The 13268-nt window shown below is 39.3% G+C and carries 12 protein-coding genes and 1 other annotated feature; of the genes, 1 reads left to right on the forward strand and 11 read right to left on the reverse strand.

The window, feature by feature from the left end; all coding sequences use genetic code 11:
• Positions 1 to 81: 81 nt before the first annotated feature.
• From LBYS11_RS15745 to LBYS11_RS15765, 5 genes are all read right to left on the reverse strand, one after another.
• Positions 82 to 726 carry a hypothetical protein gene (locus tag LBYS11_RS15745; RefSeq protein ID WP_103118499.1) on the reverse strand — a complete coding sequence of 215 codons (645 nt, stop codon included), beginning with the start codon at positions 724 to 726 and terminating at the stop codon, positions 82 to 84.
• 168 nt (positions 727 to 894) lie between these two features.
• A complete protein-coding gene (locus LBYS11_RS15750) occupies positions 895 to 2145 on the reverse strand; it encodes a bifunctional folylpolyglutamate synthase/dihydrofolate synthase (protein WP_103118500.1) in 1251 nt (416 codons plus the stop codon).
• On the reverse strand, positions 2142 to 3422 hold the full coding sequence (locus LBYS11_RS15755; protein WP_199768333.1) for a bifunctional folylpolyglutamate synthase/dihydrofolate synthase: 1281 nt from the start codon (positions 3420 to 3422) through the stop codon (positions 2142 to 2144). The genes LBYS11_RS15750 and LBYS11_RS15755 overlap by 4 nt, the downstream gene beginning before the upstream one ends.
• Positions 3423 to 3556: 134 nt before the next feature.
• Positions 3557 to 3955, reverse strand: coding sequence for a hypothetical protein (locus tag LBYS11_RS15760; RefSeq protein ID WP_048395144.1), 399 nt, complete (start codon positions 3953 to 3955; stop codon positions 3557 to 3559).
• A 258-nt stretch (positions 3956 to 4213) separates the two neighbouring features.
• Positions 4214 to 6859 (reverse strand): valine--tRNA ligase, encoded by a 2646-nt coding sequence (locus LBYS11_RS15765; protein ID WP_048395142.1) that lies wholly within the window; start codon positions 6857 to 6859, stop codon positions 4214 to 4216.
• A gap of 80 nt (positions 6860 to 6939) precedes the next feature.
• Positions 6940 to 7197 (reverse strand) — a binding site (T-box leader).
• 102 nt (positions 7198 to 7299) lie between these two features.
• Between LBYS11_RS15765 and LBYS11_RS15770 the strand changes: the two genes are divergently transcribed.
• On the forward strand, positions 7300 to 7494 hold the full coding sequence (locus LBYS11_RS15770) for a hypothetical protein (RefSeq protein WP_036124009.1): 195 nt from the start codon (positions 7300 to 7302) through the stop codon (positions 7492 to 7494).
• Here the strand turns inward: LBYS11_RS15770 and LBYS11_RS15775 are convergent.
• The 6 genes from LBYS11_RS15775 to hemC form a co-directional block, all read right to left on the reverse strand.
• Entirely contained in the window at positions 7471 to 8145 is a 675-nt protein-coding gene (locus LBYS11_RS15775; RefSeq protein WP_175400699.1) for a valyl-tRNA synthetase, read from the reverse strand. The genes LBYS11_RS15770 and LBYS11_RS15775 overlap by 24 nt on opposite strands.
• A 170-nt stretch (positions 8146 to 8315) precedes the next feature.
• Positions 8316 to 8762: an SRPBCC family protein gene (locus LBYS11_RS15780; RefSeq protein WP_048395138.1), complete on the reverse strand. Its 447-nt coding sequence runs from the start codon at positions 8760 to 8762 to the stop codon at positions 8316 to 8318.
• Between the two features lie 546 nt (positions 8763 to 9308).
• A complete protein-coding gene (gene hemL, locus LBYS11_RS15785; RefSeq protein WP_048395136.1) occupies positions 9309 to 10601 on the reverse strand; it encodes a glutamate-1-semialdehyde 2,1-aminomutase in 1293 nt (430 codons plus the stop codon).
• On the reverse strand, positions 10602 to 11582 hold the full coding sequence (gene hemB / locus LBYS11_RS15790) for a porphobilinogen synthase (protein ID WP_048395134.1): 981 nt from the start codon (positions 11580 to 11582) through the stop codon (positions 10602 to 10604).
• A complete protein-coding gene (locus LBYS11_RS15795) occupies positions 11579 to 12340 on the reverse strand; it encodes a uroporphyrinogen-III synthase (protein WP_103118503.1) in 762 nt (253 codons plus the stop codon). The genes hemB and LBYS11_RS15795 overlap by 4 nt, the downstream gene beginning before the upstream one ends.
• Complete coding sequence (gene hemC / locus LBYS11_RS15800) at positions 12330 to 13262, reverse strand: hydroxymethylbilane synthase (protein WP_066036512.1); 933 nt, start codon at positions 13260 to 13262, stop codon at positions 12330 to 12332. Before hemC ends, LBYS11_RS15795 begins: the two co-directional genes overlap by 11 nt.
• Positions 13263 to 13268: the final 6 nt, after the last annotated feature.

Below are 13268 nucleotides of genomic sequence, written 5' to 3' on the forward strand. Positions count from 1 at the left end.
TTATCCTTATGATACAGAAGAATGCACAATTTGAAAATTTTCAAAAAAACAAGATAATGAAGATTTCATTATTATTTATTGTTAAAACTTCACTTGAAGACACGTATTTTTAGATTGGTAATGTGCAAAAACATGCAGACGAATGATGTTGATATCACTGGAAATAGTAGAGGCCGCTGCGCCAATGGACTGCCAATCCTCAGGTAGCGTTGAGTCCTTGCCATTTTCCTTAAAATTTAATTTTGCGGCATTTTTATCTGCTAAAGCAGTTGGAAGTTCTGCCAAGGTAGGTTCTTTACAGCTTTCACCACTGACGCTAAATGCCTTTTTAAAGGTTGCGGGGTCCTGTAAAAATTTTAGCTGACTTTCCTCCGTCACCATGCTTGTCCACACATAAAACTTGTCATCAACTTGAACGATCGCGCTCTCTTTTAAGGCAGGATACTCAGCAACAAATGAACTTGCGCTCTCATAGTTTGAATACACGCCAGCTTGGCTTGCATAAAACATCGATGCATTAGATGTATTGGTTGTCTCCCCGGCAGTTGGAATCGTTTCTGTTTGTGATTGATTATTTGCCACTTCACTACCATTTTTCTTTAAAGGTAACTGTGTGCTGGCTTGTAAAACGCCCAGAAAAATTGCTACACCTAATAGACCAACAAATCCACCAATAATCATTGCTCGAAATATTTGTTTTTTCATCACATGACTTACAATTTTCATTCAACTATCACCTCATCCTTCCACCTATCTATGCCAACATCATATGATATTATATGTACATTCCAAAGGGTAAATGCGAATTTATTATTTTTTGATACGGAACTCATTGCAATCCTAAATTTGCAGCCATAAAAAAACTAGGACTCCCTATCAAGAGCCCTAGTTATTTCATTGTTTTAATCTATGACGAACCTCTGTTAATAAATATAACGAGCCTGCTACAATGGTTCTCTGCTGTCTATGTGATTGTGCCTGTATAAAGGATGCATAGTCAAGCAAGGTTGTTTTCGATGTTGCATGAGAAAGTTTGACCATTTGATGGGCTGGCATTGCTCGTGAATTAGCAAAATCGACGAAGTAAAAGTCATCACTCACCTGCTCTAGAATTCCGAGAATCTGCTGAACATCTTTATCTGCTAGTATGCCAACGACAAATGTTATCTGCTCATTTGGATATTCACACTGAATCGTTTCTATTAATTTTTCAGCACTTGCAGGATTATGCGCACCATCCAATATAACGAAAGGCATTATTTCTTCAAAGCGTCCCAAAATAGAGGCCTTTTGCACAGCTTGACGAATAGCTGTTTGATCAATAGACACGTCTAATTCTGACGCCACTTCAAAAAATGCTGTAATGGCGAGAGCCATATTGTTTCCCTGATGTGTCCCCTTCATAGAACGATTCAGGTTCGCAATTTGGAACTGCTGTACGTCATTCATATAGCTTTCTCCATCAGTTGTTTGCTTAATGGCAAAATGCTGACCTAATGCAAATAGAGTGGCTTTTTTTCGAACGGCTACTGCATCCACAACTCGCTTCGCCTCATCAGGCAAATCACCAATAATAACTGGACGTTGTTGTTTAATAATACCTGCTTTATGGTGTGCAATGCTTTCAAGTGTATCCCCTAAAAACTTTGTGTGCTCTAAAGCAATACTTGGGATAATAGAGACAATAGGTGTTACCACATTTGTACTATCCAATAAACCACCCATTCCCGCTTCAATCAGCGCAATATCCACCTGCCCATTGACAAAATGTAAAAATGCCGCCACCGTCAGCAATTCAAAATCGGTTAGTTTGCCACTCAGCCCAGCCTCATGCATCTGTTGGAAAACTTGATCCATTTCAGCCTCGGTTATAGGTTGACCAGCTATTTGAATTTGGTCATGAACATCAACGATACATGGTGACATAAATTTGCCCACGCGTAAGCCATGTTCTTGTGCAATTGCCTCTAGAAATGTTAACGTAGAGCCTTTGCCATTTGTACCCGCTAAGTGGACAACACGCAAAGTTTGCTCAGGATTACCTAAATATGATAAAGCCTCTTCAATCGCTGTAAGACCTGGTTTAATGATATCATCACTTTTAACCTGCCATTTCTCTTTATAATGATCAAAGTTTGGGATCATCGTCCTTCCTCCTGTAGCCACTGTCGAGCTTGTGCTATAAAGTATAATGAGCCTGTAATGACAACAATATCCTCTTTTTGGCGTTCTTGTAATAGTGTTTGAAGGCTTTTTAGCCATTCTGTATGAACCGTTTTATTTGCATGAGTCGACAACGTCGCTAAGCTTTCAGCAGGCATTGCATTCGGTAGATCTATTTGTGTAAAAGTGATCGAGGTGGCAACAGCATCCATTAGTTCTATACTGTTAGCATGATCCTTATCTGCTAATGCCGCATAAATAAAGTGATAATTGTTTCTTGGATAGACATTTTTTAGTGTTTGGATCAGAGCAGCTGTCCCCTCTGAATTATGAGCACCATCTAGCACAATTTGATTCGGCCATTGCTCAAAGCGGCCTGCCCATTGCGCACATTGTAGACCTTGACAAATAGAATCATCAGTAATGACAATTGCCCCCTGCTCACGTAATGTTAGTATGGCTGTGATTGCCAAACTTGCATTATTTATTTGATGTTGACCAGCCATTTTTAATGGTACATCCTTCATCAAGACAGGGTCCTTTTCATATGTAAAATGCTGATAGTCAGTACTTTGCCAACTATTTGTCACCATGAAGTCTTGACCTAAAACATAGCACGTCGCATGTCGTTCCTCTGCCGTGGCTTTAATGACAGCCAATGCCTCCTCATTATGAACACCTACAACAACTGGTATGCCTTCCTTGATGATGCCAGCTTTTTCAGCGGCAACCTTTGCGAAAGTGTCGCCTAAAAAGGCTGTATGCTCTAACGAGATCGTTGTAATAATAGCTAAAAGCGGTGTTACGACATTTGTCGCATCCAAACGCCCTCCAAGCCCTGTCTCAATAAGCGCTATATCTACACCTTCATGTGCAAAATACTGAAACATAATGAGTGTAACTACCTCAAAAAAGCTTGGAAATTCACCATTGTAGTGTTCTTCTATAATTTTCGCAAGTTTATTGAAATAGTAGAGAAATTGCTCATCCGAAATTTGGTGGCCGTTAATGGTCATACGTTCATTAACTCGCTCTAAATGTGGAGACGTAAATGCCCCTACAGTGTAGCCTGCATGTTGAAGCATTTCTCTTAATGCGTTCACCGTAGAACCTTTACCATTTGAACCTGCTACATGGATTACTCTTAGCTTGTTGTGAGGTTCATCTAAATGTCCTAGTACTTCCCGCATAAGGACAAGTGGCGCACGTTTATGATCAACTGCTTTTAATGTAAAAATAAATTTTGTACATTCGTTCATTGTGTTAAACAAAAGAAACACTCCTTCTTACTGCAATATCTTTATTTTAGTACAAGTAACGTTTAATAACATAGCAAAATGACAAAATACAAAAAACACGCAGCTAGCAACTGCGTGTTCGTATTAATATTATTTTAGTGTACTTTGTGAGCACCTAATAAAGCACCCATATTATTTAAAATGGTTTTTGCATCACTATTTAATAATGGATGAACATCTGGGCGTTGCACTAAGTCAAAAGCATTTTTTAACGTTCTTTTTAGCATCGATATATCAAAATCTGAGCAATATTCATTAATTTTTTGGATCGTTAATAAATCTGTTCGTGATAATTTAGTGCTATCCTGTTGGGGATTACTATTTGCTAATATGTGCTTAATCAGGACACGGCCACTTGTATTCAATAAACGATAATACTTTGCTTCGGATAATTTTAAGAGATTCGTTTCGATCAATACTCTCGCGCTTACAAAGTCTAATTCATCACATGCTTTGTTGACTTTTGTAATAATGGTTGCAATATTTCCTGACATTCTCAACACCTCCATTGGCTCTTATTTTCTTTACTAATAAAGACTGTCTATCTAAAAAACCATCTATTTAGATTTGGTTTTTCACGGCTAAATAACATGAAATTAGGTTTTGTTTCCTATTAGTTCAGCGCTGCACATCATCTATTAGACCAATTTATTTAAAATAATACTATATATTTTTTCCTAATTCAATGTATATCTTTAGCTCTACATAAAAAAAAGCAATGGATGACTTTTTCGTCATCCATTGCTTCGTCTTTACATATTTTTTAATTCTTCTAAACGTTTTAACACAACTGCATGCTTGCTTTCGTAATCTGCTAATTTCTCACGTTCTGCGTTGACTAACGCTTCCGGTGCTTTCGATACAAACTTCTCATTCGATAATTTACCTGTAACAAGCTTTACTTCTTTTGCCCATTTCTCTAATTCTTTTTCAAGACGGGCAATTTCTTCCTCAAGATTGATCAGTCCAACAAGAGGCAGGAATACCTGTGCTCCTGTCACAACAGCAGTCATTGATTGTCCTGGGGCCTCTAAACCTTCACCAATTGTTAAAGTGTCAGGATTACAGAATTTTTCTAGATATGCTTGATTATCTTTAAGTACAGCTGCTGTTGCTGCATCTTTCGCTGAAATAAATAACGGTACTTTTTTGCTCATCGGTGTATTTACTTCCGCACGAATATTACGTACTGAACGTATAATATCCATTAGGAGCTTCATATTATCTGCTTCATCAGCAAAATGAAGATCTGTGCGTACTGTTGGCCATGCTGCCACTGTAATAGATTCACCTTCGTGTGGTAAGTGCTGCCAGATTTCTTCTGTAATGAAAGGCATAAATGGATGTAAAAGACGCATTGTTTGATCTAGTACGTAAGCTAAAATAGATCGAGTTGTCTTTTTAGCTGCTTCATCCTCACCGTAAAGTGGTAATTTTGCCATTTCAATATACCAAGAACAGAAATCATCCCAAATGAAATTGTATAATTCACGGCCAACTTCGCCGAATTCATAACGCTCTGCAAGAGAGGTTACTCGTTCAATCGTTTCATTTAAGCGCGTTAAAATCCATTTGTCAGCTACAGATTTTTCACCAGTTAAATCGATCTCATCATATGTCATACCATCCATATTCATAAGCGCAAAACGTGATGCATTCCAAATCTTATTGGCAAAGTTCCATACTGCTTCAACTTTTTCAGTTGTATAGCGTAAATCTTGACCAGGTGATGAACCAGTAGCTAAGAAGTAGCGTAATGAATCTGCACCGTATTGTTCAATGACATCCATTGGATCAACACCATTGCCAAGTGATTTACTCATTTTACGCCCTTCACCATCACGTACTAAACCATGAATTAGCACATCTTTAAATGGACGTTGATCTGTAAACTCAAGGCCTTGGAAAATCATTCGAGAAACCCAGAAGAAAATAATATCATAGCCTGTTACTAATGTATTTGTTGGATAGTAACGTTTGTATTCTTCATTTGCTTCATCTGGCCAACCCATAGTAGAAAACGGCCATAGTGCTGAAGAGAACCATGTATCTAGTACATCTTCATCTTGCGTCCAGTTTTCTGCATCTGCTGGGGCTTCTTTACCTACGTATATTTCGCCTGTTTCATTATGGTACCAGGCTGGGATTTGATGGCCCCACCATAATTGACGAGAAATACACCAATCGCGTATATTCTCCATCCAGCGGGAATATGTGTTTTCAAAACGAGCAGGAACAAAGTTTACTTTCCCTTCTTCGTCCTTTTGCAGCTCTAGGGAAGCATCAGCAAGTGGTTGCATTTTAACGAACCATTGTGCTGAAAGATATGGCTCAACAACAGCACCAGAACGTTCAGAGTGTCCTACTGAATGCATATGCTCTTCAATGCGAATTAACACACCTGCTTCTTGTAAATCAGCAACAATTTGCTTGCGGCATTCGAAGCGATCCATTCCTTTATATTTGCCAGCAAGGTCATTCATTGTGCCGTCTTCATTCATTACTAGAATGCGCTCTAGATTATGACGATTACCAACTTCAAAGTCGTTCGGATCATGGGCTGGTGTCATTTTTACAACCCCAGTACCAAATTCCATATCAACGTACTCATCAGCAACAATTGGAATTTCGCGACCTACAATCGGTAAAATAACGTTTTTACCAATTAAGTGCTGATAACGCTCATCGTTCGGGTGAACAGCTACCCCAGAGTCACCAAGCATTGTTTCGGGACGTGTTGTAGCAACTTCTACATAGCCAGAGCCATCAGCTAATGGATATTTCATATGATAGAAGGCACCTTGCACATCCTGATAAATTACCTCGATATCAGATAATGCTGTTTTTGCTGCTGGGTCCCAGTTGATAATACGTTCACCACGATAAATTAAACCTTTTTCATATAACTGAACAAAAACTGTTTTTACGGCATCTGAAAGACCTTTGTCTAATGTGAAACGTTCACGTGTATAATCTAATCCAAGACCAAGCTTTGCCCATTGATCACGAATATGTCCAGCATACTCTTCTTTCCATTCCCATGTTTTTTCGAGGAATTTTTCACGTCCTAAATCATAACGTGTAATATTATCCTCACGCAGCTTGGCTTCTACTTTTGCCTGTGTTGCTATACCAGCATGGTCCATACCTGGCAACCATAGGGCATCATAGCCTTGCATGCGTTTCATACGAATGAGAATATCTTGTAATGTTGTATCCCAAGCATGACCAAGGTGTAATTTACCTGTTACGTTCGGTGGTGGAATAACGATTGAATAGGGCTTTTTCCCACTTTCAGGCTGTGCCTCGAAGAACTTCCCTTGTAACCACCATTCATAGCGACCAGCTTCAATGGACTGTGGGTCATATTTAGTTGGCATTGAAATGTTTTCTGTCATATTGACTCCTCCTATTGTTTGAAAACTGTTGGTAAAGAAATACTATTTATTTTTTACCCAATAAAAAAACTCCTCTCGTCTAAAAGGACGAAGGAGTTTTAGTTCGCGGTACCACCTTTAATTCCAGCAGGGTTAAGATAAATATTAAATAACATATTTTCTCAGCCTATTCTACTGGCTCTCAATTCGGTAACGGTGTTTAACCGGCTTTAACTACTATTAGTTCACTAAAGCTGCTCAAGGGCTACCTTCAATTTCGTACAAATAGAAACTTCTCAGCTACCGTTTCCTCTCTGAAAATGTAGTCAAAATTTACTCTTCCCTATCATAGCATCTGTATTTGATTTTCCTTATTGTACCGCAGGATCGTGTCATTTTTCAAGTGATTTAGTCATCTTTTAGTAAGAGGAAAGTAAATAGAAAAGGAAGTGACAATTCAAATGCGACGACGCAAGTATAACCCTTGGCTTTTACCACCTTGGCTACGACAAGTTCGTTTTTATTGCAGAACCATCATCGTGCCGATTTGTGCTTTTCAGTTTATCCGTGTCATTATTGTGCCAACATCAGGTGATTTAGTCTTCTTATTACTCCTGCTACTTCTCTGCTATTTACTTTTGAAAGACATCATTTGAAACACGAACTTTAAGCGGTGTATATTCTTCTGTTAGATCCCAAATCATAGAAGGCACTTCATGCCAAGTACTGGATTCGCGTACAACAATATGGCTTGAGGATTCTCTTAATACAGCTTTTTGGTCAACTGTTGTAGAATTCTCTTGGCGTGAAGCTGCTGCTACTGCGGCAGGTTGTTTCACTTGAACACTTTCTTCAATTGCAGCCAATGTCTCCTCTTGTTCGAAAGCATGTGTTGATAGGTGCGGATTGTCTAACACATCTTTTTCAACAACAGGTTCATACTCATTGAAAGCGCTTGTGACTGTCCACTCAAGCTGACACATCTGATTTGTTAGACTAGGGCGAATATCCTTGACCATTAAATCTTTGACATCTGATTCTTTTGGTAAATCCACATGTAAAGGAACGGCATACTCAAAATAACCAGTATCTCCTTGAATATCAAGGGCATCAATTGTAATTAAATCTTCATTTTCTGCAAATGCTTGCATATCTTGAAAATCAAAGCGAACGTGTGCGGTGATATGATAGATGCCCATAAGTCGCAAAGAATCCTCTAACTGCATTGCCTGCCACTGTGGCTTAATTTGAACAGCTGCTATTTCAGTTGGGCAGCCATATCCAGGAAAACAAAATGTTTCGCGCATATTCCAAGTTTTGTATTCGATAATAATCCCTCCCTTTGCATCATATGACGATTTGAAGGATAGTATGCTAGGATGTTGCCATTTGAACAGAGTTAAAAATAGATACTACTAAAAAAATGGCATGCTAGAAGTAATAGTCTAGCATGCCATTCCCATGGATGTTCGTATCATTAAACATTTACTAATTTAATTTTATTAGCTACACGATCTGTTAGCATTTGAGTTGCCTTTGGTACGATCGGTTTAAAAATCGGATTGAGAACAGGGCCAGCTAACCCGCCTGCAATGACTTCTAAGAATCCTGTCATTTTAGTATTTTCAGCGTCGATACTTTCTGCGAGGAAATAGCCATTTCCTGTGAAGTTATCAGAAAGCCCCTTTAATTCAAATGTAACTTTTGATGGTGCTATCCATTCTAAGATTGTAATTTCTACTTCAACTGTTTTTTTCAAAACGCCAACATTGCCTTTAAAAGTCCAAGTGGAGTGTTTCTCATCAATCATTTCATGTGCATTATAACCAGGGACAAGCTTTGCCCATTTTTCCATATCACTAACGAAATCCCATACATGTTCAATCCCTACGGGTACTTCGACCGTGTGTGTGCCTGTTGCCATATCAATTCACTACTTTCTTTTATGAATAGCTATATTATAAACGATATCGCCCACAATTTGGCTATGCTGAAAGATGTAATTTTGACAAAAGCAGGTCCTTCATCCAGTATAGTTGAGCGTACTTACTAGTAAATATATGCTATTGTTCCTTTTTACTCATGTATTCCTCAAGCACTATAATGCCTTCTGCTTAATCGATTAAAAAAGGTATTGTCAATGGGATATAAAGCAATCTTGCAAGGCGAGGGTTGATTTCCGTTCCGCCAGCGTCCTTTCCATGAGGCGTCCGTGAGTGACAACACCTCTCCATAAAATGAGTAGTGAACACTTTTACTTTATTTGAAAACCTTGCTATTAAGAATCATTTTTATGGGGTGAAGTGGAAGGTGCTTGAATCCCGTGGGATAGCTAAAGAGGTGAGCCACAGGAAAGCAAGTAGCCTACAACGGAAACCATTTTCCCCTTTCGCAAAAATTCTAGTGATGGTTTTGTTTTTCAACAGCAGAAGAGCATGCTAGAAATAATTCTAGCATGCTCTATCAAATTTTATTGCGCTAATTGCGCAAATACTTTATGGAATGCTGCCACTGTTGTCGCAATGTGCTCTTCCGTGTGAGCTGTTGAGATGAATAGTCCCTCAAATTGAGAAGGAGGTAAGAAAATACCTTCCTCTGCCATTAGACGGAAATATTCAGCGAATAATTGTAAATCTGATGTTTTAGCAGAAGCAAAATCAATGACATCTTCATTCGTGAAGAAGAAGCCAATCATAGAGCCTGCACGATTAACAGTGTGCGGGATATTATATTTAGTTGCTGCTTCACGGAAACCAGCCTCAAGCTGATCCCCTAATTTTTTAAAGTAATCATACGTACCATGGTCTAAACGGGATAACGTTTCATAACCAGCTGTCATCGCTAACGGATTCCCCGATAATGTTCCTGCTTGATAAATTGGTCCAGCTGGTGCTACTTGCTCCATAATTTCTTTTTTCCCAGCGAATGCGCCTACAGGGAGACCACCTCCGATGACTTTACCTAAAGTAGTCATATCAGGCGTTACCCCAAAATACCCTTGTGCACAGCCATAATCTACGCGGAAACCTGTCATGACTTCGTCAAAGATTAATAATGCACCGTGCTCTGAAGTAAGTGCACGCAAACCTTCTAAGAAACCTGGTTGTGGAGGTACAACACCCATATTTCCTGCTACTGGCTCCACAATGACTGCAGCTAACTCTGTGCCAAATTTCTCAAAAATCACTTTTGCCCCTTCTAAATCATTATAGGCAACTGTCAACGTATTGCGGGCGATATCTGCAGGTACGCCAGGGCTATCAGGTAGGCCTAATGTGGCAACACCAGAACCAGCTTTAATCAATAAGGAGTCACCGTGACCATGATAAGACCCTTCAAACTTTAAGATCTTATCACGTCCTGTCACACCACGTGCTACACGTAATGCAGACATAGTAGCCTCTGTTCCAGAAGAAACAAAGCGAATCATTTCCATTCCTGGTAAACGGTCTAATACTAATTGAGCTAAGCGATTTTCTGTATAGCTTGGAGCACCGAAGGAAGAACCCTTCGCAGCTGTATCTGCAATTGCTTTCACTACCTCTGGATGTGTATGTCCTAAAATTAACGGACCCCAAGACAATACATAATCAATATATTCATTGCCATCAATGTCTTTAATGATTGCCCCATGGCCAGATTCCATGAAAATCGGGTCCATATTTACTGATTTAAATGCACGTACTGGGCTACTTACACCGCCCGGCATTAATTGAACAGCTTCAGCATAGGCTTGTTTTGATTTTTCGTAAGAACGTGTCATTTATTTCTCCTCCAACCAACGTGCAGCATCTTTTGCATGATACGTAATGATTAAATCAGAGCCTGCACGTTTCATGCCTAATAATGTTTCAAGCACAACTTTTTTCTCTTCAATCCAACCATTTATAGCAGCCGCTTTAATCATTGCATATTCACCTGAAACGTTATACGCAACAAGCGGTAATGGATAGTTATTTTTCATGTCTCGAATAATATCTAAATAGCTAAGGGCAGGCTTGACAATTAGGAAATCTGCGCCCTCTTCGATATCTGACTCCGCTTCACGGAATGCCTCTAGACGATTTGATGGATCCATTTGGTAGGATTTACGATCACCAAATTGCGGAGCACCATCTGCAGCATCACGGAAAGGTCCATAGTAACTGGATGCATATTTGACTGCATAGGACATAATCGGGATATGTTCAAAACCAGCTTCATCCAGACCAGCGCGAATTGCCGTTACAAAGCCATCCATCATATTTGATGGAGCAATGATATCAGCGCCAGCTTTTGCTTGTGATATCGCCGTGCGAGCTAAAACATCTAATGAAGGATCATTCAAAATTTGATCGCCCTCAATTAAGCCACAATGTCCATGATCCGTAAATTCACATAAGCATGTATCCGCGATGACTAACAACTCAGGATGACGTGTTTTAATGAGTCGAGTCGCTTCTTGCACAATGCCATGATCATGAAATGCACCTGTTCCAACCGCATCCTTTTCAGCTGGCAAGCCAAATAAAATAACTGCAGGAATACCTAATGCTACAACCTCATCCACCTCTGCCTCTAGTTTATCTAATGAAAATTGAAAAACGCCAGGCATTGAATGTACTTCATTTTTAATATTTTCGCCTTCTATTACAAAAATAGGATAGATCAGGTCCTCTTTATGTAAGTATGTTTCTTTTACCATTGATCTCATCGTTGCATTGGCACGCAAACGACGGTGTCTTTGAAATTGTAGTTTTGTCATGATTTGTCCCCTACTTTCATAATTTCTTCGATGACTGCTTGCATTGTATAAACGCTTGGCATAATATCCACAGTAGCACCGTATTGTTCAAGAGCTGCTTCCGTAATATGGCCGATGGCTGCAATGTGAGCTGCTTCCCAGCCAATATGTGGCACAACTTCCATTGCATACACGTCAACTGCTGAAGGACTAGCAAAAATCACTGTAACATTTTGATGTTGCTGGATGCAACTGACAATAACAGATGTTTGATCATGTCGTTCTATCGTTTCATAGACTGTCCATTCTTTTAATTCAAAAGGCAATCCATCCTTCAGCGTACTTTTCGCCTTTTCTCCTCGAATAAACAGACATCTAGGTTGATCACCCGCTACACTCGGAAATTCTTTAACGAAAATATCAGCACTAAATATGGAAGGCATAAAGCTCACTTGAAATCCTAAATTTTCTAATGCTGTTGTTGTTTTAGTTCCAATGGAAGCTATTTTTCCTTTGAAATGACTTGCATTAAATTGATGTCGAAGCATTTTACTAGCAAAAGCTTCTACAGCATTTTGACTAGTAAAAATCAACCAATCGTATTGCTTAGCACGGTTCAATAGTTCAGGATCCTTGCTATCTAATCGTTCACAAGTTTCAATTAATGGGGCTACGATGGCATGTCCACCTAAAGCTGTTATATTTTCCACAATGGTCGTTGTCTTAGATGTGCCTGTTAAAAGTATGGTTTTACCCTTTAGAGGTAAATTACTGGGCATCTTGCTCTGCCTTTACACGCTGAATTAAATCGAAAGCTCCCTGTTTTGTTAAACTAGCAGCTAGTTCTTCTCCAATTTTTTGTGCATCTGTGCCAACTACTGTTTCCTTATATACAACAGATGCATCTGGAGCAGCAACAAGGCCTGTTAATGTAATTTCTTCCCCATTTGAAGTGGCATAACCAGCAATCGGAACTTGACAACCACCATCCATTGCAGCTAAAAATGCACGTTCTGCATGTGCTTCTTGCCAAGTGAATGAATCAGTCAACTTACCTAATTCGGCTAAAAGCTCCGCATCATCGGCACGACATTCAATGCCAAGAGAGCCTTGCGCTACAGCTGGTAGACATTGTTCGACAGGTAAAAACTCAGTGACTACATCATCACTCCACCCAAGGCGTTTCAAACCAGCCGCTGCTAAAATAATGGCATCATATTCTTCTGTTTCAAGCTTAGCTAAGCGTGTATCAACATTTCCACGAATCCATTTAATTTCGATATCAGGACGTACTGTTAAAAGCTGAGCACTACGACGTAAAGAACTTGTCCCAACGACTGCTCCCGCAGGAAGGTCAGCAAATTTAACATGCCCTTTCGAAATAAATGCATCACGAGCATCTTCACGTGGAGGAATACAACCAATCACTAGCCCATCTGGCAATACAGCAGGCATATCTTTCATAGAATGAACAGCAAAGTCAATTTCTTTATCGTAAAGGGCTTGTTCAATTTCTTTTACAAACAACCCTTTCCCACCTACTTTTGAAAGCTGTACATCTAAAATTTGGTCACCTTTTGTTACAATCTCTTTTACTTCAAATTCGAATGGTGCACCAGCCGCTTTTAATTCATTAATGAACCAATTTGTTTGCGTTAGCGCTAATTTACTTCTCCTAGAACCTACAATAATTTTTCTCAACAGTCT

It is taken from the genome of Lysinibacillus sp. YS11 (genome assembly GCF_002896375.1).
Classification (GTDB): Bacteria; Bacillota; Bacilli; order Bacillales_A; family Planococcaceae; genus Lysinibacillus; species Lysinibacillus capsici.